29 protein-coding genes and 1 tRNA gene are annotated in these 26,163 nt (G+C 60.1%); 12 read left to right on the forward strand and 18 right to left on the reverse strand.

Annotation, left to right across the window (positions count from 1 at the left end; genetic code table 11):
* Positions 1–3: 3 nt before the first annotated feature.
* Positions 4–963 (reverse strand): DUF808 family protein, encoded by a 960-nt coding sequence (locus GRI69_RS00390; RefSeq protein ID WP_160726359.1) that lies wholly within the window; start codon positions 961–963, stop codon positions 4–6.
* A gap of 204 nt (positions 964–1,167) precedes the next feature.
* On the opposite strand from GRI69_RS00390, the gene rpsF reads away from it, so the two are divergent.
* From rpsF to GRI69_RS00415, 5 genes are all read left to right on the forward strand, one after another.
* Positions 1,168–1,533 carry a 30S ribosomal protein S6 gene (rpsF, locus tag GRI69_RS00395; protein WP_160726360.1) on the forward strand — a complete coding sequence of 122 codons (366 nt, stop codon included), beginning with the start codon at positions 1,168–1,170 and terminating at the stop codon, positions 1,531–1,533.
* Positions 1,533–1,757 carry a 30S ribosomal protein S18 gene (rpsR, locus tag GRI69_RS00400; RefSeq protein WP_160726361.1) on the forward strand — a complete coding sequence of 75 codons (225 nt, stop codon included), beginning with the start codon at positions 1,533–1,535 and terminating at the stop codon, positions 1,755–1,757. The genes rpsF and rpsR overlap by 1 nt, the downstream gene beginning before the upstream one ends.
* Before the next feature lie 12 nt (positions 1,758–1,769).
* Complete coding sequence (gene rplI / locus GRI69_RS00405) at positions 1,770–2,408, forward strand: 50S ribosomal protein L9 (RefSeq protein ID WP_160726362.1); 639 nt, start codon at positions 1,770–1,772, stop codon at positions 2,406–2,408.
* A 75-nt stretch (positions 2,409–2,483) separates the two neighbouring features.
* The gene (locus GRI69_RS00410; protein WP_337190998.1) at positions 2,484–3,974 is read left to right on the forward strand and encodes an AMP nucleosidase; all 1,491 of its coding nucleotides are present in this window, start codon (positions 2,484–2,486) and stop codon (positions 3,972–3,974) included.
* Positions 3,975–4,142: 168 nt separating this feature from the next.
* Positions 4,143–4,277, forward strand: a complete 135-nt coding sequence (locus GRI69_RS00415) for an Entericidin EcnA/B family protein (RefSeq protein ID WP_160726364.1) — start codon at positions 4,143–4,145, stop codon at positions 4,275–4,277.
* 108 nt (positions 4,278–4,385) lie between these two features.
* Here the strand turns inward: GRI69_RS00415 and rimK are convergent, their stop codons facing one another.
* The 11 genes from rimK to trmD all read right to left on the reverse strand — a co-directional run bounded on the left by rimK (position 4,386) and on the right by trmD (position 15,521).
* The gene (rimK, locus tag GRI69_RS00420; RefSeq protein ID WP_160726365.1) at positions 4,386–5,291 is read right to left on the reverse strand and encodes a 30S ribosomal protein S6--L-glutamate ligase; all 906 of its coding nucleotides are present in this window, start codon (positions 5,289–5,291) and stop codon (positions 4,386–4,388) included.
* The gene (locus GRI69_RS00425; protein WP_160726366.1) at positions 5,288–5,749 is read right to left on the reverse strand and encodes an ATP-dependent zinc protease family protein; all 462 of its coding nucleotides are present in this window, start codon (positions 5,747–5,749) and stop codon (positions 5,288–5,290) included. The genes rimK and GRI69_RS00425 overlap by 4 nt, the downstream gene beginning before the upstream one ends.
* Positions 5,746–6,753, reverse strand: a complete 1,008-nt coding sequence (locus GRI69_RS00430) for a YncE family protein (RefSeq protein WP_337190999.1) — start codon at positions 6,751–6,753, stop codon at positions 5,746–5,748. The genes GRI69_RS00425 and GRI69_RS00430 overlap by 4 nt, the downstream gene beginning before the upstream one ends.
* Positions 6,747–8,606, reverse strand: a complete 1,860-nt coding sequence (locus GRI69_RS00435; RefSeq protein ID WP_160726368.1) for a M2 family metallopeptidase — start codon at positions 8,604–8,606, stop codon at positions 6,747–6,749. Before GRI69_RS00435 ends, GRI69_RS00430 begins: the two co-directional genes overlap by 7 nt.
* Before the next feature lie 70 nt (positions 8,607–8,676).
* A complete protein-coding gene (locus GRI69_RS00440) occupies positions 8,677–9,432 on the reverse strand; it encodes an alpha/beta fold hydrolase (protein WP_160726369.1) in 756 nt (251 codons plus the stop codon).
* The gene (locus tag GRI69_RS00445; RefSeq protein ID WP_160726370.1) at positions 9,429–10,076 is read right to left on the reverse strand and encodes a 2-hydroxychromene-2-carboxylate isomerase; all 648 of its coding nucleotides are present in this window, start codon (positions 10,074–10,076) and stop codon (positions 9,429–9,431) included. The genes GRI69_RS00440 and GRI69_RS00445 overlap by 4 nt, the downstream gene beginning before the upstream one ends.
* A gap of 25 nt (positions 10,077–10,101) precedes the next feature.
* On the reverse strand, positions 10,102–10,683 hold the full coding sequence (locus GRI69_RS00450; RefSeq protein ID WP_160726371.1) for a hypothetical protein: 582 nt from the start codon (positions 10,681–10,683) through the stop codon (positions 10,102–10,104).
* Positions 10,680–11,705: an aspartate-semialdehyde dehydrogenase gene (locus tag GRI69_RS00455; RefSeq protein WP_160726372.1), complete on the reverse strand. Its 1,026-nt coding sequence runs from the start codon at positions 11,703–11,705 to the stop codon at positions 10,680–10,682. Before GRI69_RS00455 ends, GRI69_RS00450 begins: the two co-directional genes overlap by 4 nt.
* A gap of 85 nt (positions 11,706–11,790) precedes the next feature.
* On the reverse strand, positions 11,791–14,028 hold the full coding sequence (locus GRI69_RS00460) for a S9 family peptidase (RefSeq protein WP_160726373.1): 2,238 nt from the start codon (positions 14,026–14,028) through the stop codon (positions 11,791–11,793).
* Between the two features lie 384 nt (positions 14,029–14,412).
* Entirely contained in the window at positions 14,413–14,781 is a 369-nt protein-coding gene (rplS, locus tag GRI69_RS00465) for a 50S ribosomal protein L19 (protein WP_160726374.1), read from the reverse strand.
* Positions 14,778–15,521 (reverse strand): tRNA (guanosine(37)-N1)-methyltransferase TrmD, encoded by a 744-nt coding sequence (gene trmD, locus GRI69_RS00470; protein WP_160726981.1) that lies wholly within the window; start codon positions 15,519–15,521, stop codon positions 14,778–14,780. The genes rplS and trmD overlap by 4 nt, the downstream gene beginning before the upstream one ends.
* A gap of 55 nt (positions 15,522–15,576) precedes the next feature.
* Between trmD and GRI69_RS00475 the strand changes: the two genes are divergently transcribed.
* Positions 15,577–16,497, forward strand: coding sequence for an NAD(P)/FAD-dependent oxidoreductase (locus GRI69_RS00475; protein WP_160726375.1), 921 nt, complete (start codon positions 15,577–15,579; stop codon positions 16,495–16,497).
* Here GRI69_RS00475 and GRI69_RS00480 read toward each other — a convergent pair.
* From GRI69_RS00480 to GRI69_RS00505, 6 genes are all read right to left on the reverse strand, one after another.
* Positions 16,494–17,231, reverse strand: a complete 738-nt coding sequence (locus GRI69_RS00480; protein ID WP_160726376.1) for a DUF5818 domain-containing protein — start codon at positions 17,229–17,231, stop codon at positions 16,494–16,496. The two genes, GRI69_RS00475 and GRI69_RS00480, sit on opposite strands and share 4 nt — an antisense overlap.
* Before the next feature lie 33 nt (positions 17,232–17,264).
* A complete protein-coding gene (gene rimM / locus GRI69_RS00485; RefSeq protein WP_160726377.1) occupies positions 17,265–17,750 on the reverse strand; it encodes a ribosome maturation factor RimM in 486 nt (161 codons plus the stop codon).
* Between the two features lie 8 nt (positions 17,751–17,758).
* Complete coding sequence (rpsP, locus tag GRI69_RS00490) at positions 17,759–18,247, reverse strand: 30S ribosomal protein S16 (RefSeq protein ID WP_160726378.1); 489 nt, start codon at positions 18,245–18,247, stop codon at positions 17,759–17,761.
* Positions 18,248–18,285: 38 nt separating this feature from the next.
* The gene (ffh, locus tag GRI69_RS00495; RefSeq protein WP_160726379.1) at positions 18,286–19,776 is read right to left on the reverse strand and encodes a signal recognition particle protein; all 1,491 of its coding nucleotides are present in this window, start codon (positions 19,774–19,776) and stop codon (positions 18,286–18,288) included.
* Between the two features lie 177 nt (positions 19,777–19,953).
* A tRNA-Ala gene (locus GRI69_RS00500) sits at positions 19,954–20,029 on the reverse strand.
* Positions 20,030–20,121: 92 nt separating this feature from the next.
* Positions 20,122–20,463 carry an FYDLN acid domain-containing protein gene (locus tag GRI69_RS00505; RefSeq protein ID WP_160726380.1) on the reverse strand — a complete coding sequence of 114 codons (342 nt, stop codon included), beginning with the start codon at positions 20,461–20,463 and terminating at the stop codon, positions 20,122–20,124.
* Between the two features lie 177 nt (positions 20,464–20,640).
* Between GRI69_RS00505 and aroA the strand changes: the two genes are divergently transcribed.
* The 6 genes from aroA (at position 20,641) to GRI69_RS00535 (ending at position 26,162) form a co-directional block, all read left to right on the forward strand.
* Positions 20,641–21,930: a 3-phosphoshikimate 1-carboxyvinyltransferase gene (gene aroA / locus GRI69_RS00510; protein WP_160726982.1), complete on the forward strand. Its 1,290-nt coding sequence runs from the start codon at positions 20,641–20,643 to the stop codon at positions 21,928–21,930.
* Positions 21,924–22,196, forward strand: coding sequence for a CBU_0592 family membrane protein (locus tag GRI69_RS00515; RefSeq protein WP_160726983.1), 273 nt, complete (start codon positions 21,924–21,926; stop codon positions 22,194–22,196). The genes aroA and GRI69_RS00515 overlap by 7 nt, the downstream gene beginning before the upstream one ends.
* The gene (locus tag GRI69_RS00520; RefSeq protein WP_160726381.1) at positions 22,193–22,828 is read left to right on the forward strand and encodes a (d)CMP kinase; all 636 of its coding nucleotides are present in this window, start codon (positions 22,193–22,195) and stop codon (positions 22,826–22,828) included. Before GRI69_RS00515 ends, GRI69_RS00520 begins: the two co-directional genes overlap by 4 nt.
* 447 nt (positions 22,829–23,275) lie before the next feature.
* A complete protein-coding gene (rpsA, locus tag GRI69_RS00525) occupies positions 23,276–24,979 on the forward strand; it encodes a 30S ribosomal protein S1 (RefSeq protein ID WP_160726382.1) in 1,704 nt (567 codons plus the stop codon).
* A gap of 98 nt (positions 24,980–25,077) precedes the next feature.
* Positions 25,078–25,833 carry a hydroxyacylglutathione hydrolase gene (gene gloB / locus GRI69_RS00530; protein ID WP_160726383.1) on the forward strand — a complete coding sequence of 252 codons (756 nt, stop codon included), beginning with the start codon at positions 25,078–25,080 and terminating at the stop codon, positions 25,831–25,833.
* A 2-nt stretch (positions 25,834–25,835) separates the two neighbouring features.
* A complete protein-coding gene (locus GRI69_RS00535) occupies positions 25,836–26,162 on the forward strand; it encodes a DOPA 4,5-dioxygenase family protein (RefSeq protein WP_160726384.1) in 327 nt (108 codons plus the stop codon).
* Position 26,163: the final 1 nt, after the last annotated feature.

Below are 26,163 nucleotides of genomic sequence, written 5' to 3' on the forward strand. Positions count from 1 at the left end.
TCTCTAGTGCGCGGCCGCAGCCTCATCATCGTTACCGATTTTCAGCACCTTATGCAGAACGATCGCGATGATGAAGCCCAGGATCAAGCCAGTCACGGCCGAGAGGCCTGCAAAGGTAAGCCAGCCCAGTATTCCGCCAGCCCTTCCCGCTATGTCTGAAACCCCGTGCTGGATTCCTTCCACCCAGTGCTCCGGACCGGCAATGCCGATTTCCGCCAGTCCATGCAGGATGATCCCGCCACCCACCCAGAGCATGGCGATTGTGCCAATAAAGCTTAGCGCGGTGAGCAGTTTCGGCATGAAGGCAACCATTCCGCGCCCCAGTTTCTGCGCGAAAGTGCTTTCCTTCTCGGCCAGGTGAAGGCCGAAGTCATCCATTTTCACGATGAGGCCGACAGTTCCATAAACGGCAATTGTTACTGCAATGCCGACCAAGGCCAATACACCGGCGCGGGTCAAAAGATCTTCCGCCGCCACCTCGTTCAGCGTGATTGCCATGATTTCTGCAGAAAGGATCAGGTCGGTACGGATCGCTCCCGAAATCCGTTTCTTTTCGAATGCAGCGGGGTCCTCGATCACATCGTCGACCGTCTTGCCGTGCTTTGCCCCGCCCAGCTTCTCCATTACCTTCTCGGCACCCTCATAGGAAAGGTAACCTCCGCCCAGCATGAGAACGAAAACGATGGCTTGGGGCAGGAATTCGCTGAGCAGCAAGGCACCCGGAAGCAATATCAGCAGCTTGTTCTTGAGACTGCCAAGGGTGATCTTCCAGATGATCGGCAATTCGCGTGCCGGGGAGAGGCCGGTCACATAGGACGGCGTTACCGCTGCATCATCGATGACCACGCCCGCAGTCTTCGAACCGGCGCGACCAGCGGCAGCGGCAATATCATCGACGCTCGCTGCCGCGGTGCGGGCAATGATCGAAACGTCGTCGAGTAAGGCAACCAATCCGCCCGGCACGCATAATCTCCCTGTTCGGCAAAGCCAACGACCCCCTGCCCATCCCGTTCCGCCTCGGCAAGGTGCAAGTTGGCTTGCATTCTCCGCCAATCCGGTTATGTGCGCGCATCCCACGCTCTCGAGCAGGGAATTGAAGAAAGCCGGAGGGGCCCCGCAATCCCGCGGATCAGCCAGCGATCGGCCAGCAGTTGAAAGGACAAGAGCATGGCTCTCTACGAGCATGTCTTCTTGGCGCGACAGGACTTGAGCCAGGCTCAGGTCGACCAGCTCGCCGCCACGGCGACCGAAATCGTCGAAAACAACGACGGTAAGGTCACCAAGACCGAGACCTGGGGTCTCAAGAACCTCGCCTACAAGATCGACCGTAACCGCAAGGCGCATTTCGTGATGCTCAATATCGAGGGCCCCGGCTCCGTTGTAGCCGAGCTCGAGCGCCAGACGCGTATCAACGAAGACGTCATTCGCTATCTGACCATCAAGGTCGACGAGCACGAAGAAGGTCCTTCGGTGATGATGCGCAAGAACGAGCGCGATTCGAAGAAGCGCAAGGATCGCGAGGAGCGTAACTGATGGCCCGTCCGTTTTTCCGTCGCCGCAAGACCTGCCCGTTCTCCGCGAAGAACGCACCGCAGATCGATTACAAGGACGTTCGTCTGCTTCAGGGCTTCATGTCCGAGCGTGGCAAGATCGTCCCCTCCCGCATCACCGCCGTCAGCGCGAAGAAGCAGCGTGAACTCGCCAAGGCGATCAAGCGCGCTCGCCAGATCGGCCTGCTGCCGTACATCGTGAAGTAAGGAGAAGACCTCATGGATATCATTCTCCTCCAGCGCATCGAAAAGCTCGGCTCGATCGGTGACGTCGTTACCGTGAAGGATGGCTACGCACGCAACTTCCTTCTTCCTCAGAAGAAGGCCCTGCGCGCCAACGAATCCAACAAGAAGGTGTTCGAAGCCAATCGCGAGCGCCTCGAGAAGGAAAACGCCGAACGTCGTGGCGAAGCCGAAAAGAGCGGCGAAAAGGTCGATGGCGTCGAGATCGTCCTGATCCGCGCTGCCTCGAACACCGGCCAGCTCTACGGCTCCGTCAACGTCCGTGACATCGTTAACGGCCTTGCTGAAAAGGGGCACGAGATCGACAAGAAGCAGGTCATCATGGGCAACCCGATCAAGGCGATCGGCATGCATGACGTTCGCGTCGACCTGCATCCGGAAGTCTCGGTTACCGTGAAGGCTAACGTGGCTCGTTCGGATGACGAAGCCGAACTGCAGACGCAGGGCGTCGACGTTCTCGCACAGATGTTCGAAGACGAGCAGCGCGAAATCGAAGAGCAGGCGGAAACCAACCGCACAGATTCGACTCTCGAGCCGGGAGAAATCCCTGCCGACATGCTCGAAGATGGCGTCGAAGCAGAAGCTTCGGACAGCGAAGAAAACGCCGAAGGCTGATCTCTCGCTATCCGGCAAAGAAAAAGGGCGCGGCGGCTTCGGTCACCGCGCCCTTTTTGTAAGCAGCGCCGGACTGTGGCAGGAGGCGTCACGAAAACGAAAAGAGCCAGGAGAAATAAGGCCCCTATGGATTCGATCGAACAGATCCTCGACAAGCTTCAAAGCGTTTACGATGCTGCCGTAGGCCGGCTGCGGGACGATGTCATTGCCTTTGGACGGGACCGGGAACTACCGCCTGCGGAGCGGCGCAAGGACGGAAGCTATGCCTATCCCGAGCTACGCCTGCTGTTCCGCGGTGGCGTGCTGCCGGAAGGTGCCAGCAGGGCCTTTGGCCGCCTTAATACCGCGGGCCTGTATGCCACCACTGTTACGAAGCCGAACCTGTTCCGTGATTACCTGCGCGAACAGATCGAATTGATCGAAAGCAATTACGAAGTCGAAGTCGAAGTCGGTTCCTCGCGTCAGGAAATACCTTTCCCTTACGTTCTCGATGGCGAAGCCGGCGCCGAATTGGCGGGCATCGATCCGAACGAAATCGCGCGGCACTTTCCTTCAACCGACCTCGCCGACATAGGCGATGAACTTGCCGACGGCATCGAACTCGACAATCCCGACGATCCCATTCCACTTTCACTGTTCGACGGCCTGCGCACCGATTTCAGCCTCGCCCGGCTCGCCCACTATACAGGCACCGATCCGAAGCACTTCCAGCGTTTCATCCTCTTTACGAACTACCATCGCTATGTCGATGAATTCGTTGACTGGGCAGGCGCTCAGTTGGGTAAGAACGGTTACACGGCATTGGCCGGTGCTGGGGGCATGCTGCTGACAGATAAGACCGACAATGCGCGGGGCCAGCTATCCGACACGGCATGGCGGCGGCACCAGATGCCGGCATATCATCTCGTCGGCGAAGGCCGCGGCGGGATCACGCTGGTCAACATCGGCGTCGGGCCGTCAAACGCGAAGACGATTTGCGATCACCTTGCGGTTCTGCGGCCCGAGGCGTGGCTGATGATCGGACATTGCGGCGGATTGCGGCCAAGCCAGAAGATCGGTGACTATGTACTGGCTCACGCATATTTGCGCGATGACCATGTTCTCGATCCAGTGCTCCCGCCCGAAATTCCGCTCCCTGCCATTGCAGAGGTCCAGCAGGCGCTGGCAGGCGCCGCGGAGACGGTTTCGGGAGAACACGGCAGCGACTTGAAGAAACGCATGCGCACCGGCACCGTCGTAACTACCGATGATCGAAACTGGGAGCTGCGCTATGCCAGCTCGGCACGCCGTCTCTCGCTCAGCCGCGCGGTGGGGATCGACATGGAAAGTGCAACCATCGCTGCACAAGGCTACCGCTTCCGCGTACCCTATGGGACGCTGCTATGTGTCTCGGACAAACCGCTCCACGGCGAAATCAAATTGCCGGGCCAGGCGAACAAATTCTACGAGGAAGCCATCGCGGCTCACTTGCAGATAGGCGTCACAGCTTGCGACTTGTTGAGACAGGAGGGTCCCAAGCTGCACAGCCGCAAGCTCCGGGCCTTCAATGAGCCGCCGTTCCGCTAACGCGCCACTATAATTGGTGGGATGGATCGCCCAACTAGTTTAGTGGCAACTCAAGGCGTTGCGACTGAGCCGGAAGCCGGTATGAGGGAACCACCTCTTCGCATTCCCGTTTGGAATTCATCGACATGCAAGCGAACCCCATTGAGTTCGCAACATGGGAGAGAGAAAATGAAGAAACTCCTTACTATGCTGGCTTTCGGCGGAACAATGATGCTTCTACCGGCCTGCAATACTGTTGAAGGCGCCGCCGAGGATGTCGAATCCGTTGGAGATTGTGCCGATGGTGTGGAAGGCAACTGCTAACGTTCCGTTTCACATATTTCAGAATAGAGAAACGCCGCCTTCGGGCGGCGTTTTTCGTTTTCGGACATCACCCACTCGGCCTGCAAATTTGAATTATCCGTCGGTTGATCAACCCTTCCCCTTGGTCTTGGTCTTCCCGACCTTGGCATTTGCCGCGATGTAATCGATGATCTGGCCAGCAATATCCTTGCCGGTGGCATTCTCGATGCCTTCAAGTCCAGGCGAGGAATTTACCTCCATGATCACCGGTCCGTGATTGCTGCGCAGCATGTCCACACCGCACACGTTCAGCCCCATGCGCTTGGCGGCGCTGACAGCAGTCGAGCGTTCGGCGGGAGTTATCTTGATCAGTTCTGCACTGCCGCCGCGATGAAGGTTGCTGCGAAAATCGTCTGCTGCACCGGTGCGCTTCATCGTGGCGACGACCTTGCCGCCGACCACCAGCGCGCGGATATCGGTCCCGCCTGCTTCCTTGATGAATTCCTGCACCAGTATGTTGACGTTCGCCCCGCGAAAAGCTTCGATGACAGACTTGGCGCTGCTCATCGTCTCGGCAAGGACTACACCAATCCCCTGGGTTCCTTCGAGCAGCTTTATCACTACCGGCGGCCCCTTCACCGCCTTGATGATTTCCTCGGCCTGCTTGGGATCGTTGGCATAGGCGGTCAGTGGCAGGCCTAAGCCATGCTTGGCCAGGATCTGCATCGATCGCAACTTGTCCCGGCTCCGCCCGATGGCGACGCTTTCGTTGAGCGGCCAGCAGCCGCGCATTTCGAATTGCCGCAGGATGGCGAGGCCGTAATTCGTGATCGAGGCGCCAATGCGCGGGATTACAGCGTCGTAACCAATGCAAGGCTCGCCGTTGTAATAAACTTCGGGCCGATGGCTTGCGATATGTACCGTGCACCGCGTGGTGTTGAGTATGTCGAAGTCGTGGCCGCGCTCTTCCGCTGCTTCCTTCAACCGTTGGTGCGAATAGAGATTCGGATTGCGAGCAAGCATCGCAATTTTCATGGTTTATGGCCTTTCTGGACCGTCATTTCGGGCGTCTGCAACCATGAGTATCCCGAGTCCACTACAAATCGACGGCGGAGCGACGAACGACCGATCAACATCGGAAATTTCATGTCGCTACGATCAGCAAGGCTTATCTCGGCGCGGAATTCGACATCGCCGATCTTGAGCGGCGTCTTGATTACATAGCGATACTGCGTCTCACCATTCGAACTGGTAATTCCACGGACATCGACATGCACGGCCTCGCAAACCTGGCGAACGTGTTGGCGTTCATAATCAACCGCGAACCGGACGTATTTCTGACCATCGCGTTCGAACTCTTCGAGCACAGTGCCGTGTAGCGACGATGTGCGCGCACCGGTATCTATCTTGGCAGACACGCTGTGCAGGCCGAGTTCGGGCAGATGCACCAACTCGCGCCAGCCAACGACCGGAAGGACTTTCGGAGGCTTCATTCGATGATTGCTATCCCGTCGCCGCCGCCGTCACCGGGAAGGCGCCGGAGCACTTCACCCGATCTGAAATCGATCTCGGCAATCGTATTGGCCATTGTTTCGGCGACATAGATGCGTTCGCCATCGGGCGAAAACAGGATGGTGACCTGAGTCTTTGCCTCAGCTTCTTCCCGGCTGGATACGGCAATGGAACGCACCTTCGCCCCTGTGGCAGTATCGATGACAGACAGACTGCCATCGGCAAGATCGGACGTGACCGCATAATCGCCCTGTGGACGCAGCTGGATGCGTAGCGGGAAATCTCCCACCGGTATGTCCTTGATCTTCTTCAAGCTCTGTGGATCCAGCGCATAGGCCATGTCGGACCCACGGGCTGAGACCCACAGTGTTTCTCCATCGGGAGCAAGCGCGATGCCTTCCGGTTCGTCTCCGACGGAGGCGGACAGCGGCGAGCGGCGGGCTACCAGATCAACGCGCGTCACGGTACCTGAACCAAGGTCGGTGGTCCAAGCATGCATCGCGTCCGGGGAAACCGCGAGCATGTGGCTGCCATCCTTGCCAGTCGCGTATTCGAAGGTTTCCGTTTCACCCAAAGGTTTGCGGATGACGAAGACCGACTTACGACCTTCTGCAGTAGAGTAGAGGCTTCCGTTGTCGTGCCAAACGATTCCGTGGGGGCGCGCATTCTCTCCGAGTTCGATGCTCTTAACTTTGCTCAGATCGCGCGTGCGAAATATATCGACGCTAGTCCCCCCATAGCAGGCCAGAGCCACGTATTCATCATCCGGCGAAGTAGTCAATTCATGCGGGTTGGCACAGCTTTCGACCCGCGCAACCTCCTCGCCACTGCCGAGATCTACCTTGGCGAGGGTGTTGCCGAATTTACCCGCAACGAAGAGCGCTCCCGACCTCGCCTGACCGGACGACGTCCCGGCCTGTTGCTCGGACAGAGGCGCACAAGCAGCCGCCAGGAGTGCAGGAACAACGAGGCCGAACTTTACCACCCTTGCGGCTTGCCTTCGTTCTGCTCGTCCAGCCATGCCTTGAGCGGCGCGAAATACTCAACCATCGCCTTGCCGCTCATCTGCCGTTCGCCGGTAAAGGCCTCGAGCGCATCGGGCCAAGGCTTGCTGGCGCCCATTTCAAGCATCGCGTTGAGGTTCTGGCCGACTTCCTCGTTACCGTAGAACGAACAGCGATGAAGCGGGCCTTCCCATCCGGCCTGGTCACAGGCAGCCTTGTAGAACTGGAACTGCAGAATCCGCGCGAGGAAGTAACGGGTATAGGGAACGTTTCCGGGGATGTGGTACTTCGCACCCGCATCGAACTGGCTTTCGTCGCGCGCTACCGGCGGAGTGATACCCTGATATTCGAGCCGGAGGTCGTTCCAGCCGGCGTTCAGGCTCTCGGCCGGGATCGAGCCGTCGAAGAGACCCCAACGATAGCGGTCGACCATCAGCCCGAACGGCAGGAAAGCCACCTTGTCCATGGCCTGGCGAAGCAGGAGGCCGATGTCCTTGTCCGCGCTCGGAACCTCGCCGGGTTCGAGCATATCGATCTGAACGAGGTATTCGGGCGTGATCGACAGTGCGATCATATCGCCGATCGCTTCGTGGAAACCGTCGTTGGCGCCATTGAGATGGAGGTAATCCTGCTCGTTATAGGCGCGCTGGTAGTAATTGTGTCCAAGCTCGTGATGGATCGTGACGAAATCGTCCGCATTTCGCTTGATGCACATCTTGATCCGCAGATCGTCGACATTGTCGACATCCCATGCGCTGGCATGACAGACCACTTCACGGTCCGCCGGCTTGGTAAACATGCTGCGTTCCCAGAAGGTTTCGGGCAAAGCTTCGAAGCCCAGCGATGAGAAAAACTGCTCGCCGACCTTGACCATCTCCTGCTCGTCATAGCCCTTCTGCTCGATCAGTTCGGTCAGATCGTAGCCGATGTCACCTGCCCCCTCGGGAGCGACGACAGGATAGATGTTGCCCCATTCCTGCGCCCACATATTGCCGAGCAGGTCGGCGCGGATCGCACCAGTTTCCGGCTGTATTTCGTCACCGTATTTCTCGTTCAGCTTTGACCGCACATAGGTGTGAAGCGCCATGTAAAGAGGCTTGACCTCTTGCCACATCCGCTCGGTCTCTGCGGCGAACTGGTCGGGGTCCATGTCGTAATTGGAGCGCCACATGGCACCGAGGTCGGAAAAACCGAGGTCCTTGGCACCTTCGTTGGCGATGCCCGTCATGCGCAGGTAATCTTCGCGCATCGGTGCCCCGACATTGTTGTGCCAGCTGGCCCACATTTCCTGCAGTTCTGCAGGTGTGCGCTCGAGATTGCCCATCTCCGCCTCGATGTCCGAGCCGGAAATCACCTCGCCATTGAGCGTACCTTTCCCCTTCCCGTAAGCCGAGCCGAGCGCTGTCGCGATCTCGTTGAGTTCGGTCGCCGCGCCATCGCGCACCGGCGCCGGCATGACGATGCCGTTGCGCAACATGTCGAGCTTGCGGGCGACTTCGGGATGAAGCCCCTCGACGCGCGCGTATTCCGCAGCCTTGTTGGCGTAGGCGACCGACTTTTGCGTCGAGTCCGCGCCGTATTTCGCGGCGAGCATGTCGCTGTCATGAACGATATAGGTCGAATTCAACCAAAGAACCCGCCCGTATTCTACCGAGAAATCGAACAGGTCCTCTTCTACCATCGCGACCCAGTCAGCCGCGCCCTGCGGCGTCATCGGGTATTGCGCATCGGCCTGCGCCACGGGCGCGGGCGGCGCGATAGGCTCTGCATTGGCGGTGGTGCAGGCAGCTAGCGATACGGCGAGCGCGGACAGCGCAACGGGGGCGAACTTCATGGATTACTTCTCCCTAGGGGATTGATTGTATTCTTGTTGATTACCGGGTTGCACCTGCAAGGGCGGTGAATCAAGCGGGATTACCCAGCCAATCCGCCATGGCTTGGCCAAGTTCGGGCTTCGTGACGCTGCCCATGTGTGTGCCCGGCACTTTCACGTATGTCGCATCCGGCAGCAATCCTGCGAGGTCTTCCGCAGATCCGTTATCATGGTCCTCATCGCCGCAAACCACGAGCGTCGGCATGGTTACATTGGCCAGTTTAGCGAGCTCGAGGTCCGTCATGGTGTCCAGCAGCAATCGCGCAGCTACGCGATCCACGCCTTGCGACTTCAGGAACTGCATCGAAAAATAGGCCGGATCGCCCCGCGGAATATTCTCGAACTCGTCAATCACCCGCTTGAAATAGGCCGCGCGTTTTACCCATTCGCCAAGACCTGCAGTGCCCATGCCGCCGACAATCAGTCGTGACGGGTGAAGCACGCCATTGGCAACGGCATGGAGCGAGGTGCGTGCACCCAGCGAGAAGCCGCCAAGATCGTAGTCTTCAAGCGCGAGATGCTCTGCCAACGAGGCCACATCTCTCACGAGCACATTCTCCGGATAGGCATCCTCATCGCGTGGCGCAGCGCTCTCACCGTGCACACGAAAGTCGAGCATCAGCACTTCATAGCCACGTTCGGCTATGATCTGCGCATGCCCCCATTTGATCCAGTTCATTTCCGCGCTCGAGAACAGGCCGTGAAGTAGCAACAGCGGCCTGCCCTCCCCTGTCCGGTGAAGAGCGAGTCGCGTGCCATCGAAACTTTCGAAGGTTTCCATTCTCATCGCTTCTGCAATCCCTTTTGCTCCATACGCCACCTGGCCATCTCTATGCGGTCCTGCCCGAAGAAGGGTTCGCCGTCGAAGACAAGAGTAGGCACGCCCCAATGGCCGGCCTTCTCGAGAGCATCCTGATTGCCGGCAATCTCGGCATCGAGCGCCTGTCCCTCCCCCTCCACCTCGGCAATGATTTCTTCGACACCTAGTCCGGCCGCCTCGATGGCCCGCTCCAGATGCCCGGCCTCATGCCAGTTTTCCTGTCCGCCCCAGATCATGCGACCCGCCTCTGCGGCAAAGACGAGACCCGCGCCGCGCCGCGCGGCCGCCTGTCCCATCCGAGTTACGCGGCGGATGTTGGGCTGGTCCTCGGCAATTTGCCGGGTCACCATGTCCTGTATGATCGGATCGGGCCTCGGGGCACCGAACGGAATACCGTGAAACTGTGCCACGCGCATCATATCGCGCATTGTGTAGCCGAGCCAGTTCGGATGGTTCCGTTCGAAGAAATCGGGCTGCCGGATCGCCAGCGGATAAACCGGTCTAAGCGCGATACTTAGATCGAATTCGTCCGTCATCGTCCGGTATCGACCGACAGAGAGATAGCTATAGGGCGATCGGAAACTGAAATAGAGTTCTGCGGTCAGGGTCATAGCGCCCTTATACCCGGCAGCTCACTCAGCGGAAGAAGCAGGTTACACCGGCTGCGAGCGCCGTGATCGTGCCGTCCGGCTCGCTCCCTTTGAAGAAGCCGGTTATCATCCCGTAGTCCGCGCTTTGATACTGGAACTCGCCCTCCAGCGTGCTGTCGGCGATGACCTGTACCGGTCGCTCATCGCGCAATTCCGCTATCGTCGCGCCGGTCTGCACACCGTCCGCCGTCACCACACCTTCGCCCTCGCCCACGAACCAGCCTACGAAGCGATTGTCCTGATAGGCCACCTGCAGCGGACCGGCCCGGGAAAAATCGGTCGGGCCGGCACCGCATTCGCTATTCGCGAACTTCTCGGGCTCGGCCCCGAATGCGGTGGTCAGAAGCGCATCGACTTCACCGCGCGGCGTTCCGAACCGAGGCATTTCGCGGGATTGCCCCCTTCCGATTGCAAGCCCGTTGGCGTCCACCACGACTTTTGCCGAGGAGACAACCGCGTCATTTCCCTGTTCGGCTGCGGTCGCCGAATCGGATGGAGATTCCTCCGCGTCCGAACCGCAAGCGGCCACAACGAGAAGAGAAGCGAGAGCAAGGCTTTTGCGGATCATCCCTTCTTAAGGCATTCACGCCCCAGCAGTTCCGCGATCTGTACGGCATTCAGCGCCGCACCCTTGCGCAAATTGTCGGACACGCACCAAAGCGAAATGCCATTATCGACTGTCGGATCATCGCGCACGCGGCTGATATAGGTGGCGCTGTCACCCGCGCTTTCGACCGGGGTGACGTATCCCTCGTCCTCCCGCTTGTCGATCAGCATGATACCGGGTGCTTCGCGCAGGATTTCCTGCGCCTGCTCGGCCGAAAGCTCGTTCTCGAATTCGATATTCACGCTTTCGGAGTGGCCGACGAATACCGGCACCCGCACGCAGGTGGCATTGAGCTTGATCTTGGGATCGAGGATTTTCTTCGTCTCAACCATCATCTTCCACTCTTCCTTGGTCGAGCCATCGTCCATGAAGACATCGATATGCGGAATGACGTTGAACGCGATCTGCTTGGTGAATTTCTCCGGCACCACCGGATCGCCGACGAAGATAGCCCGGCTCTGCTGGAACAGTTCATCCATGCCCGCCTTGCCCGCGCCTGAAACCGACTGGTAGGTCGAGACGATTACCCGCTTGATCGTGGCCGCATCGTGCAGCGGCTTGAGCGCGACTACGAGCTGCGCGGTCGAGCAGTTGGGATTGGCGATGATGTTGCGCTTCTTGTAGTCGTGGATCGCGTCGGGGTTCACTTCGGGCACGATCAACGGCACGTCCGGGTCCATCCGGAAAAGAGAGCTATTGTCGATCACCACGCAGCCGGCAGCGGCGGCTTTGGGGACGTATTCCTTTGCCGGCCCGCTACCCGCAGCGAACAGGGCTATGTCCCAGCCGGACCAGTCGAAATGCTCGATGTTCTTGCACTTGAGCATCTTCCCGGTGTCGCCGAATTCGACCTCCGAACCATGCGAGCGCGAGCTTGCGACCGCGGCCACTTCGTCGCAGGGAAACTCCCGCTCTGCAAGCACCTGCATGATTTCGCGTCCGACATTTCCGGTCGCGCCGACCACGGCAACTCGATAACCCAATTCATTTCTCCAAGATCGCTGTGCCGCCGAGATAGCGATTGGCCGCGCGCCCGCAAGCGCACATTCGATTGCGGTCGGTAAATCCTTACTCGGGCGGGGTTACGCCATGATGCTCGAGAAAGCGAAATACCGTGTTGTAGCGGTGCGGCGAAATCTGCTCGCCCGAGACGCGATGCGTATAGCCGGGGTAAAGCATCATCTCGAATGGCACATTGCCTTCCTGCATAACCGAGATGACTTCTGTAGCATTCTCGAACACCACATTGTCGTCGGCCATGCCGTGGATGAGCAGCAGGGGGTCGGAGATCTTCGTTGCATCCGGAATGGCCGAGGCCGCCTCGTAGGCTTCCGCATCGCCTTGCGGTGTGCCCATGTAACGCTCGGTGTAATGGGTGTCGTAGAGCTCCCAGCGAGTCACCGGCGCTCCGGAAATGCCGGCCGCATAGAGACCCGGATCTGCCTGGAGCTGTTTCAGCGTCATGTAGCCGCCGTAGGACCACCCATCGATGGCGATCTTCTCCGGATCGACGAAATCGAGCGTCTTGAGATATTCTGCGCCCGCCTTCTGATCCCGAACTTCGACGCTACCCATGGCGCGGTAGATCGGTTGCTCGAAGGCCACGCCGCGATTGGCACTGCCGCGATTGTCGAGCGCGAACCAGATATAGCCCTTGTCGACGATTGCCTGGCGCAGCGCGCCGTTCCAGCCCTTGTTGACGATCTGTGGTCCGGGCCCGCTATAATGATAGAAATAGACCGGATAGCGTTTGCCCGGCTCCATCTCGGGCGTGACCATCTCCCAATGAAGCGGAGTGCCGTCCTCGGCAGGGATCGTTCCGTATTGGGTCGGGCGATGGCTGGCGAGGAAAGGCGCGTACGGATGATCCGCGTTGAGCGCGTTTTCCTCTATCCATGCAAGACGCTGACCCGCAGCATCGGCGATATAATTTTGCGCGGGCGTATCATCATTGGAGCGCGAAATGAGGAGGGTCTGACCCTTTCCGTCCATGCTGGCGGAATGAGTGTAAGCCGGATCGGTCAACAGGGCAGGCTCGCCCGGTCCGGTCAGATCGAGCGAGTATACCTGCTGTGCGAGCACATCGTCCTTCGTCCCGGTGAAGAATATCCGGCCCGCTTGCTGATCTACGCCAACGAGCTTGGTCACGACCCATTCGCCATCGGTTAGCTGCGTCCAATCGCCATCGTTGAACCGGTAGAGATGGCCGTATCCATCACGCTCCGACCACCAGATCAGGCTGCCATCGTCGAGCCATTTGTAATTGTCCGAGAGGTTGATCCAGTAATCCTCGGTCGCCGCCTGTTCGGTGAAGACAACCTCGCTCTCCCCGGTAGCTGGATCGACCCTTAGAACGTCGAGAACTGTCTGTTCGCGGTTCTGCCGCTGCACGTAGAGTTCGTCACCAGCCCAGTCGACCCGGGCGAGGTAGATGTCTGGGTTATCACCCAGATCGACCTTCACCCTGTTTCCTCCATCAGGATCCATGACGAAGAGCTCGACCACGGCATTGGGGCTGCCTGCAACCGGATAACGCTGGTCGAAGACTTCGGTACCGGTCGCACCGATCGCCGCGCGGGTAACGATGCCAACGCCGCTTTCATCGAATCTTTCCACCGCGATGCGGTTTTCATCGGGGCTCCACCAATAGCCGGTGCTGCGGCCCATTTCTTCCTGCGCGACGAATTCGGCTTCACCCCAGCGCACCGCTTCGCCTTCCTGCGGAGTTATCGGGGCGGCCTCTCCCGCTACCTTCCCAACCCAAAGCTGGCGGTCCCGGACGAAGCTGAGGAAATTTCCGTCCGGACTGAGCGTCGGATTGAGCTCGCTTTCTTCGGTATCCGTCAGGCGGGATACCGTGCCATCCAAGCCGGCCAGATAGAGATCCCCGTCGAGTGGCACGAGGATGGCTTCCCCATTCGAAGTCCATTCGTAACTGATGATGCCTGTAAGATCGCCCACGCGCGCGCGTTCACGCTGCATTTTTTCTTCTTCGGACAGTTCGCGGCCCGAACCGACTTGCTCGCTGTCGACCAGCATCGACCACTCTCCGCTTTCGCGGTCGAAAGCCCAGAGATCGTAGCGCGAACGGTCATCCTCGCGATTGCGCAATACCGTGAGGTAGCGACCGTCGGGCGAGAGCTTTGCTTGCCGCGGGCTAGGCCCATCAAGACTGGGCGAGGCAAAGACGCGCTCGAAGGTGAGGTCCATAGCGGTCTCCTGCGAGTTGGTGTGCTGGTCGGCGAAAGCCGGTGCGGCAAGACATGTACCAAGCGCAAGCGCTGCGGCGAAACTGAGCGACCTCATGTTATCTCCCGAATATCCTTCGTATACCAACCCCCTCGCAACGCCCTCGCAGGAATGCAAGTGCGCGAAGCCCTGGACGATTTTCTATGCCTAATTTCGGGTTAAGCGCGCTTCCTTAAATTCTCTTAATGCGCAGCTGTCAGAAGCTGGCTTGTCACCGGGTGCCATTTCCGGCTCACAGGCTCCCGGCGGCATCAAGACCGGGCCAATTTCGGCTCATCATGATCCCCACGTGACAAGGGCGGTGCTTTCAGGAGCACCGCCCTTATTTTTCGGGGTCCTTTGGGGCGGTGCTTTCAGGAGCACTGCCCTGATTTTTTCAGTTACCCAAAGAAAAAAGGCGGCCCCGCAGGACCGCCCTTTCCTTGTTCGCTGAAGCAAGGCTTACGCCTTGGGCGCATTGTCGCGGCGTTCCGCGATACGCGCGCGCTTGCCGGTGCGGCCGCGCAAGTAGTAAAGCTTCGCACGACGCACGATACCGCGGCGGACCACGGTAATGTTGTCGACGATCGGCGAATACAGCGGGAACACGCGTTCCACGCCTTCGCCGAACGAAAGCTTGCGGACGGTGAAGTTGCTGCCCATGCCGCGGTTCGAGCGGGCAATGACGACGCCTTCGAAATTCTGGACACGCTCGCGGGTGCCTTCAACAACCTTCACGCCGACGCGGACGGTATCGCCTGCGCGGAAATCGGGAATGTCCTTGCCGAGGTTTTCAATTGCTTCGGCTTCGAGCTGCTGGATCAGGTTCATTTGCCTGGTCTTCCTGGTTCTTCATGCCGCGCGCCAGAGGCAGACTGGTCCCGAACGCCACTATAGCGTTCCCAAAGGTCCGGCCTGCGTAACCGTGTGTCTTCTTCGCTCCTTGCCTTGCGCCAAGCAGCGATCTTCGCATGATCCCCCGATCGCAGCACTTCAGGGATCGTGCGCCCTTCCCATTGCTGAGGTCGGGTATATTGCGGATACTCGATGAGGCCGTTTTCGTACGACTCTTCGACTCCGCTATCGGGCGCGCCCATTACTCCGGGAAGCAGCCGAATGCAAGCATCGAGAATCGCCAGGGCGGCAGGCTCTCCGCCCGACAGGACGATGTCGGCAAGGCTGACCTGTTCGATCTGCGGATAGCGTTCGAAAATCCGCTCGTCGAATCCCTCGAACCGGCCACACAGGATCGCGACGCCGGGACCCCCGGCAATTTCGCGGATCCGAGCCTGCGTAATCGGCTTTCCCCGCGGCGTCATGGCAAGGACCGGCCTGCCCTCGCCCACGCTTTCTATCGCCGATCCGATCACATCGGGTTTGAGCACCATGCCCGCGCCGCCACCAGCAGGAGTATCATCGACCGTACGGTGCCGGTCGGTGGCGAAGTCGCGGATCTGAACGGTTTCGCAGGTCCAATCGCCCCGCTCGAGTGCACGGCCTGCAAGTGAGATGCCGAGCGGCCCGGGAAACATTTCCGGATAGAGCGTCAGGATGGTCGCGGCGAATGTCATCGGCGCGCCATAATCGCGCTGGCAACGCTTGGCCATCCCGTGCGTTCTCACGCCAATGACTGACAACATCGACGATTGCATCATCATCGGCGCCGGACCAGCGGGTCTGACTGCGGCGATCTACCTCGCCCGCTATTACCTCGACATTCGCATGTTCGATTGCGGAACGAGCCGCGCTAGCTGGATTCCCACCAGCCACAACCACGCAGGCTTTCCCGAAGGGATCAACGGCAACGAACTGCTCGACCGGATGCGCGATCAGGCAGCGAATTACGGTGCTTTGCGGGAACCGAAACGCGTCACCGACCTCTCCAAGCCCGACGAGTGCTTTACCGTGACCTGCGGCGATGAGAGCTATCGCGCACGAACCGTTCTGCTCGCCACCGGTGTGGTCAACAACCGTCCGAAGGATATCGACGATCGGCTGCATGAGGAGGCGTTGTCACGCGGTCTCATCCGTTACTGTCCCGTTTGCGATGGCTATGAGGTGACCGACAAGAAGGTCGCCGTGATCGGCACTGGCGACCACGGCGCCGCCGAAGCCCAGTTCATCCGCACCTATACAAGCGACATCACGCTGGTGTCACCAGACGGCGATCACGACCTGTCGGAGCAATGCGAAGCCGCGCTGGACGACGCGAGTATCGCTCGCGTTGCCGGACCCTGCGGCGATTACGCCATCGATAACGGACGTATCGCGTTCGATACCGCTGAAGGACGGATGGTGTTCAACTCCGTCTATCCTGCTCTTGGATCTGTTATCCGGTCCGGCCTTGCCAAATCCTGCGGCGCTGCGGTCAGCGAAGATGGCTGCATTCTCGTCGACGATCACCTCGAAACCGATATTCCGGGACTTTTCGCGGCCGGCGATGTCGTAATCGGGCTCGACCAGATCAGTCACGCCATGGGTCAGGCAGGCGTTGCTGCCACGACAATTCGCAACCATCTGGCGGAAAAGCGACCGCTCCGGCGTTAGCCGCGACATTTGACGAAGACCACGCCGTCGCCGGTGATCTCTGCAGAACCGATCCTGATCGGATCATAGGCTGCATCTGTAGCCGGGCGCAGGATTGCTACTCCATCGGGTCCCCTGCTTTCCATCGGCAGATCCGACATAGGCTCATCCAGATCGAGCCTCGGGTAATCACCGAGAACGATTGCGGCGTTGGGATCATGCCCGTCGATATCCGCTTCCATCACCAATGTCCCGGGGCTTCGGCTAACCGAAAAGTCCGGTGTATCGCAGTCCGCGTCCACTCCCTTGGCGACCCAAGCCCCTGTCAGATAATCTTCTGTCAGTTTTATGCCCCCTGCGCGCGCTGGATCGCGGTCCCTTGCCGGCGGCTCTATCGATTCGATGCGACGTGGCTCGATCGTGTCGTCGCCCTGCTGGCAGAAGCTCATATCTGCGAGCGGACCCGTCATACGGACATAGTCCCCGGGCCCGAAGTCTGCCTCGCCCATGGCGATGGCATAGGTATCTCCGTCCGGAGTCCGGATGATGGGGCACTCGACACCTTTGGCGATGCGACCTTCGATGGTAATCTCACCATCTGGGTCAGCAGGTTGGCCGATTTCATCGGTCTGACTGCCGGTTTCGTCCGAGGCCGGGGTTCTATTTTGATCAGTTGAGGTCTCATCTGGGTTCTCGCCGCAAGCGGCCAAACCCAGGACAAGGGCAAAGACGAGCGATTTTCTTCCATAGGTCATACAGGACCAACGGAACGCGCGGACGCGATGTTCCTATTCGAGGAAATCGGGATTCAGAGTAAGCTTTTCGTCATCCCAGGAACGAACCGCCTGTTCGGTCAGGGGGACCATGAACTTCTTGCCGTCGGGCTTTTCGATCTCGACAATGTCGGTCGCGCCGAAGTTTTCGACCGCGCAGACACGGCCCACCTCATCCCCGGTATCGGTCATCGCCGGAAGACCCAGCAGGTCGGAATGATAGAATTCCCCTTCCTCCAGCGCGGGTAGCGCGGAGCGAGGGACAGTCAGCGCTGTGCCTCGCAGGGACTCGGCTGCCGTTCGGTCCGCCACCTCGGCAAAACGCGCAACGGCCCCGCCCTTGTTGTCGCTGCGAACCTTAGAGAGCGTCAGGGTGCCCTCGTTGAAGCTCTTGTGCGGCCTGAGGCCTTCCAGCCCCTCGCCGAACAGCTTCAGACGGACTTCGCCCGCCACGCCATGCGCACCTGCAATGGCGGCCAGCGTGACGGGTTTGTCCTGCATGGGAGAGATTACTCGCCCTTATCTTCGGTTGCTTCTTCGGCCGGAGCTTCTTCAGCAGCAGCTTCCTCGGCGGGAGCTTCTTCTGCAGCAGCCTCTTCAGCCGGAGCTTCGGCAGCGGTCTTTGCTTCTTCCTCGGCAGCCTTGGCGGCTTCTTCGGCTTCAGCGGCCTTGGTGGCCTTTTCTTCTGCGCGTTCCTTAGCCGCTTCGCCCGGTTCGCCCTTCTTGGGGTTGTTGCGCGCTGCACGCTCGACGATGCCGGCAGCATCGAGGAAGCGCAGGACCCGGTCGGAAGGCTGCGCGCCGACGCTCAGCCAGTGACGCGCACGGTCCTCGTTGAGCTTCACGCGCTCGCCCGAATCCTTCGGCAGCATCGGATTGTAGGTACCGATCTGTTCCAGATACTTGCCGTCACGCGAACTGCGCGAGTCCGACACGACGATACGATAGTAGGGACGCTTCTTCGCGCCACCGCGCGACAGACGAATTGCAACTGCCATTTTACTTCACCTTTCGAATGTAAATATCGATAATCAGATTATTTCTTGTTCAACATGTCACGCAGTTCGGGCGGGAGCGTGTCGGGGTCGACCGAGGGGCCCTTGCCGCCTCCGCCGCCAAGACCCGGAAGGCCCCCACCGGCGCCGCCGAGGCCCGGCATAGCGGCACCCATGCCGCCTTTCCCGAACAGCGCGCCGAGGCCCTTGAGCCCGCCCATCTTCTTGATCTGCTTCATGGCCTTGGACATTTCCTGATGCATCTTGAGCACCTTGTTCACGTCCTGGACCTGCGTGCCCGAACCTGCGGCCACGCGCTTCTTGCGCTTGGCATTCAGCAGCTTGGGCAGCTTCCGCTCTTTCGCAGTCATCGAGCCGATGATCGCATCCATGTGGACGAGGACCTTGTCGTCCATGCCCGACTGCTGCATCGCAGCCTTCGCCTTCTTCATGCCCGGCATCATGCCGGCAAGCGCGCCAAGACCGCCCATGCTCTGCATCTGACGTAGCTGCATACGCAAATCGTCCAGGTCGAATTCGCCCTTCGCCATTTTCCTGGCGAGCGCTTCGGCCTCTTCTTCCTTGATCGCGGTCGCGGCCTTTTCCACCAGCGACACGACATCGCCCATGCCGAGAATCCGGCTGGCGACGCGCTTGGGGTCGAATGCCTCGATCGCGTCGAGCTTTTCGCCCGTACCGGCGAACTTGACCGGCTTGCCCGTGACATAGCGCATCGACAGGGCTGCACCGCCGCGTGCATCGCCATCCATGCGGGTCAGGACCACGCCGGTCAGCGGCACTTCGCCGGTAAAGCTCTGCGCCACGTTGACCGCGTCCTGGCCGGTAAGGCTGTCGACCACCAGCAGCACTTCAACCGGCGTGGAGACGCTGGCAATAGCCTTCATCTCGGCCATCAGCGCTTCGTCGACGTGGAGGCGGCCCGCGGTATCGAGCAAGAGCACATCGGCAGCCTGCAGCTTCGCGCTTTCCATTGCGCGGCGCGCGATATCGACCGGCTGCTGGCCGGCAACGATCGGCAGCGTGGCCACGTCCACCTGTTCGCCAAGCACCTTGAGCTGTTCCTGCGCCGCAGGACGGTTGACGTCGAGCGAGGCCATCATGGCCTTCTTGCCGTGCTTTTCGCGCAGCAGCTTGCCGAGTTTGGCGGTCGTGGTCGTCTTACCAGAGCCCTGAAGGCCGACCATCATGATGACGACCGGCGGCTTGGCGTTGAGGTTCAGTTCGCGCGGTTCGGCATCCTCGCCATCGCCGCCGAGCATTTCGACCAACTCGTCATTGACGATCTTGACGACCTGCTGGCCGGGGGTGACCGATTTGAGGACTTCCGAACCGATCGCCTTTTCGGTGACCGCATCGATAAAGCGGCGCACGACGGGCAGCGCGACATCGGCCTCGAGCAGTGCGATGCGCACCTCGCGCATGGCTTCGCGCACGTCAGCTTCGGACAGCGAACCGCGGCCCTTCAGCTTGTCGAAGACATTGCCGAGCCGGTCGGACAGATTGTCGAACATGCCTGCTCTACTCCTTCCGAACCCGGTCAGGTCCGAATAAACACGAAAAACGCCGGCGGACGAGAACTCGTCGGCCAGCGTGGGGTCAGACCCCTATGAAACCCAAACTCTTGCCCGGGTGTGGTGGAAGCAAGTCTCGGCCTGAGCCACGGCCTGCTACCGTCAAAACCGGGAAAATGGTGGAGCCTAGCGGGATCGAACCGCTGACCTCTACAATGCCATTGTAGCGCTCTCCCAGCTGAGCTAAGGCCCCAAGCCATTTTCGAACCGACGCATCCTGGGAGGTGCATCGCCCTTGCGGGAGGCGCCCAATATAAGGCGCCTCGCCGCAATGCAACAGCAAAATCAGCTTTCGTCGACGTCGTCGTCATCGCCCTTGGATTTCGTTTCGACGCCCAGATCGTCGTCGCCGCCAAGATCGACTTCATTGTCGGGCGAATCGTCGTCTTCGTCGATATCGATGTCCAGATCGTCATCGTCGTCGCCGGACAGATCGCTGTCGGCTTCGACCTTCTTATCCTTCTTCACTTCCTCGGCGAGGATCGGCTGCTTCGACTTGAGCACCGGTTCCGGCGTCCACTCTTCACCGCATTCGATGCAGGTGACGGGAGTTTCCTTGTTCAGATCGTAGAAGCGGGTGCCGCAGTTCGGGCAGGTGCGCTTGGTGCCCCATTCAGGTTTGACCATGTGTAATCCTTGGCTTTGCCGCCCCTCGCCGTGTGCGCAGGGGCCGTGAATTCGTAATTGTATTGATGGGTACCTGCTGGGCAGGAATCAACAGCGCGCGCGCCTTGCCAGAACGTATGTGCACTGTCAAAGCGCCGCCATCATTATGGATACGCATTCGTGACCTCCCACCGCTTCATGCCCGCAGGCCCTTTGACCGGACGCATACGCGTGCCGGGAGACAAGTCGATCAGCCACCGTGCGCTGATGTTCGGCGCGCTGGCGGTTGGTCGCAGCCGGATTTCGGGCCTGCTCGAGGGCGAAGATGTCCTGGCCACGGCTTCGGCCTTGCGTTCGATGGGCGCGGTTATCGAGAAAGATGGCCAGGACTGGATCGTCGACGGTGTCGGTGTCGGTACGTTGCTTCAGCCCGAACAGGCGCTCGACATGGGCAATTCGGGAACTTCCACCCGCCTGCTGATGGGCCTGCTGGCCAGCCACGGCATCCCCGCAACCTTTATTGGAGACGCGAGCCTTTCCAGACGCCCGATGGGCCGCGTGATCGATCCGCTGTCCACTATGGGCGCCAGCTTCACTCCTTCCCCCGGTGGTACGCTGCCGCTCGCAATGGAAGGCATGCAACCGGCGGTTCCCATCACTTACCGCCTCCCGGTCGCCAGTGCGCAGGTGAAAAGCGCCGTCCTGCTGGCGGCGCTCAACACGCCCGGCATCACCACAGTGATCGAGCCCGTGCCTACGCGCGACCATACCGAACGAATGCTGCGCAGCTTCGGTGTCGATGTGCAGGTTGAAGATCGGGACGGAGAACGCGCAATTAGCGTTCATGGCCCCTGCGATCTGCGCCCGAACGACATCGTCGTGCCGGGTGATCCGTCCTCGGCCGCCTTCTTCGCAGTCGCCGCCAGTATCGTTCCGGAAAGCGATCTCGTCATCGAAAACGTCGGCCTCAATCCAACCCGCAATGGGATCTATCGCGCCTTGCGGGAGATGGGAGCGAATATCGAATATCTGGAACAGCGCGAAGTCGGCGGGGAACCTGTCGCGGATCTCCATGTCCGCCACGCGCCTTTGAGCGGCATCGAGGTCGATCCCGCGATCGCACCCAGCATGATCGACGAGTTTCCTGTCCTCTTCGTTGCTGCAGCCTTCGCAGAGGGCACGACCGTGACCAGCGGGCTTGAAGAACTGCGGGTGAAGGAAAGCGACCGACTCTCTGCAATGGCCATCGCCCTGAAATCGGCAGGGGCGCAGGTCGAAGAAAAGGGAGACGGACTTGTCATCGAGGGAAGCGGAGGCCGGCCCTTGTCCGGAGGCGGCACCATAGTCACCCACCTCGATCACCGCATCGCGATGAGCATGGCCGTTGCAGGTCTCGCCAGCGAAAACGGGGTCGAGATCGACAGCACCGAACCGATCGGGACGAGCTTCCCGAATTTCATGAATCTTCTGACGGAAGCTGCATCGTGACCGGCCTAGACTGGGCCAGCGTGGTGGGTTTTTTCGGGACCGCCTGCATCATTGGCGCCTATGCCTATCTCACCCTCAAGGATAAGCCGAACCCCTTCGTCCTTCACGGCACCAATCTGGCCGGGGCGGCCTTGCTGACCGTATCGCTACTGGTGCACACCAACTGGCCCAGCCTCGTACTCGAAGGGTTCTGGGCCGCTATCGCTATCTACGGCCTGATCAAGGCGATACGAACCGGCCGCAAGGGGCAGGAGCGCGAGGCATGATCATTGCCGTCGACGGCCCGACCGCTTCGGGCAAAGGCACGATTGCCAAGGCACTTGCCGAGCATTTCGGACTGCCTCACCTCGATACCGGCCTGCTGTACAGGGCTGTCGGGCGGCAGGTCTTCCTGGACGGCCGCGATCCGGACAACAGCGGTGACGCACTTGCAGCGACGAGCTTTCCCGACACCCTGCTGAACGATCCGCATTTGCGCAGCGAAAAAACCGGCGGACTCGCAAGCCGAGTGTCCGTCCACCCCGCCGTGAGGCAGGCGCTCTATGACCGCCAGAGAAGCTTTGCCACGCAGCCAGGCGGCGCAGTTCTCGACGGGCGGGATATCGGCACCGTGATCGTACCCGAGGCGCAGGCAAAACTCTTCATCACCGCCAGCGTGGAAGCGCGCGCGCAGCGGCGCTTCCACGAAATGCGCGAGCGCGGCGCGGCGGTAACGCTCGCGGAAATCGCCGAAGACCTGCGCCGCCGGGACGATCGGGACAGAAATCGAAAGGTTGCCCCCCTGGTTCCTGCCGCCGATGCAATGGTGATCGACACAAGTGCACTGGGCAAGGAAGAGGCGATCGCGGCGGCCATCGAAGCCGTTGAACATGTTCGTTCTGCCGGCGAACAGGGGTAATCTCGGCGCGGCCCGAGCGGGTGCATGTCACGCGCTTTCCTACATCGACCAACATCGGCATTCTCGCACCCATGCCGGATTCACCAATCCAAACGATGCCCGGAAACTGGGCATCTGAAAAGTCACGCGGCCTGCTCACCATAAGGGCCTCGGCCTGCGGAAAACCGCGGTTCCAGCGAAAAGTCACGGGTTTGAAAACGACGGTGGCCGGTCCACTTTCCGGCCCTGAACTCCCTGCCCATTTTACTTGCTTTTCAGCGCGTATTGACCTAGGCGCGCGCCCGTTCACGAAACTTCAGGATTCGATGGACCTTCGCGGCGGCATCCGGCCTCGCGGAGAACACGGCCCTCTTGCCCCGTTGGCCCGGACAATCGTGTCCGGAGACGGGTAAAGACCCCGGTAAACCGGCGGCCGGTAGCAAAACGAACGTTAGGACTACTCAGTTTATGGCAACCTCAGCCACACCCACTCGCGACGATTTCGCCGCGATGCTCGACGAGCAGCTTGGCAGCGCCGATGATGGCGGCTTCGAAGGCCGCGTCGTCAAGGGCACCGTCACTTCCATCGAAAACGGCATGGCGCACATCGATGTCGGCCTGAAGAGCGAAGGTCGCGTCGACCTCAAGGAATTCATGCGCGGCGAAGACGAGCACGGCCTCGAAGTAGGCTCGGAAGTTGAAGTCTTCGTCGACCGTATCGAGAACGCCGACGGCGAAGCAATGCTCAGCCGCGACCGCGCACGCCGCGAAGCTGCCTGGGACAAGCTTGAAAGCGAGTTCGGCGAAGGCAAGCGCGTCGAAGGCCGCATCTTCGGCCGCGTCAAGGGCGGCTTCACCGTCGACCTCGACGGTGCCGTGGCCTTCCTGCCCGGTTCGCAGGTCGACATCCGCCCCGTGCGCGACGTCACCCCGCTGATGGACATGGCCCAGCCCTTCCAGATCCTCAAGATGGACCGCCGCCGCGGTAACATCGTCGTTTCGCGCCGTGCGGTTCTCGAAGAGACCCGTGCCGAGCAGCGCAGCGAACTGATCGACCAGCTGGCAGAAAACCAGGTGATCGACGGCGTCGTCAAGAACATCACCGATTACGGGGCCTTCGTCGACCTCGGCGGTATCGACGGCCTGCTCCATGTCACCGACATGAGCTACAAGCGCGTCAACCACCCGAGCGAAATGATCGAGATCGGCCAGACCGTGACCGTCCAGATCATCCGCATCAACGAAGACACCCAGCGCATCAGCCTCGGCATGAAGCAGCTGGAATCGGATCCGTGGGACGGCGTTGCCGCCAAGTATCCGGTCGGCATGAAGATGACGGGTACCGTCACCAACATCACCGAATACGGCGCATTCGTCGAAATCGAGCCGGGCATCGAAGGCCTGGTCCACGTTTCGGAAATGAGCTGGACCAAGAAGAACGTTCACCCGGGCAAGATCGTGTCGACCTCGCAGGAAGTCGAAGTCATGGTTCTCGAAGTGGACAGCGAAAAGCGCCGCATTTCGCTCGGCCTCAAGCAGGCCCAGCGCAATCCGTGGGAAGAGTTCGCCGAAGCGCATCCCGTTGGTGCGAAGGTCGAAGGCGAAGTCAAGAACGCCACCGAATTCGGTCTCTTCATCGGCCTTCCGGGCGATGTCGACGGCATGGTCCACATGTCGGACATCGCATGGGGCATCTCGGGTGAAGACGCTCTCGCCCTGCACCGCAAGGGTGAGCAGGTCGAAGCCGTCGTTCTCGATGTCGACGTCGAGAAGGAGCGCATCAGCCTCGGCATGAAGCAGCTCGAAAAGGGTGCTCCGACCGAAGCCGGCGCATCGAGCGATATCCGCAAGAACCAGGTCGTCACCGTTACCGTTCTCGAAGTCCGCGATGGCGGTCTCGAGGTTCAGGTTGGCGAAGACGGCGCAACTGGCTTCATCAAGCGTTCGGACCTCGGCCGCGACCGCGACGAACAGCGTTCGGATCGTTTCCAGCCAGGTGCCAAGGTCGATGCCATGGTCACCGGTTTCGACCGCTCGAAGAAGCCGACCTTCTCGATCAAGGCGCGTCAGATCGCCGAAGAGAAGGAAGCGGTTGCACAGTTCGGTTCGTCGGATTCGGGCGCATCGCTCGGCGACATCCTCGGCGAAGCTCTGAAGAAAAAGGAAGACTAAGGTCTTTCCACCCGTTTCGGGATAATCAGAAAGGCCCGCTTGCTCTCCGGAGCAGGCGGGCCTTTCCTATTGATGCCGGGATGCCTAACTTGGGTCCCATGTTGGAAATTCATCAATTCCCCTGCCTGTCCGACAATTACGGATTTCTCCTCCACGATCCCGAAAGCGGTGAAACCGCCGCGATCGATACACCCGATGGCGAGGAGTACCTCCGCCAGGCCGAGGCGAAGGGCTGGACCATCACGCACATTTGGAACACCCATTGGCACCCCGATCATGCGGGGGGTAACAAGGCGATCGTTGCAGCCACCGGCGCAAAGGTCACCGCGCCGCAGGAAGTCGAGAAGCTATCCCCGATCGATCGCATAGTCGGTAATGGCGACCACGTTTCGCTGGGCGACTGGGACGCGCGGGTAATCGACGTGTCGGGTCACACGAACGGTCATATTGCCTTCTATATTGCTGAGGCAGACATTGCCTTCGTCGGAGACAGTGTCTTCGCGCTGGGATGCGGACGCATGTTCGAAGGAGAGCCGGAGCAGTTCTGGAACAGCCTCGATCGTATCCGTCGGCTGCCCGAGAACACGCAGCTATATTGCGCTCACGAGTACACCGCCGCAAACGCGAAGTTTGCTGTGCATGCCGATCCCGACAATGCCGAACTAAGGCTATACGCGGCTCAGATCGATAAGAAACGCTCCAAGGGAGAGCCGACCGTGCCGACATTGCTCTCCCGCGAAATCGCTACCAACCCCTTCCTGCGCGCCGACGATGCCGATCTGCGCGACCGTTGGGGCGGATCCACGCCGGCTGAAACCTTCGCCGCCTTGCGCAGTGCGAAGGACAATTTCTGACGATGGCGATCAAGGGCTTCCACGCGCATATCTATTTCGATGAAGCCGAACTGCCCCTGGCCAAAGATTTTGCGCAGCAGGCACGGGAGAGATTCGGTCTGCCAATCGGCCACTTCCATACGAAACCGGTGGGCCCCCACCCCCGCGGATCGTGCCAGCTGAGCTTGCGACCCGAAGATTTCGGCCCTTTCGCAGTTTGGGCGGCGGAGAACCGTGGTGATCTGACTCTGTTCGTCCACGGTCTGAGCGGCAATGACCTTGCCGACCACACCCAGCATGTCATCTGGTTCGGCCAGTCCGAGCCGCTCGATCTGTCGATCTTCGACTGAG

The organism is Qipengyuania vulgaris (assembly GCF_009827325.1).
In the GTDB taxonomy this organism is placed as follows: domain Bacteria; phylum Pseudomonadota; class Alphaproteobacteria; order Sphingomonadales; family Sphingomonadaceae; genus Qipengyuania; species Qipengyuania vulgaris.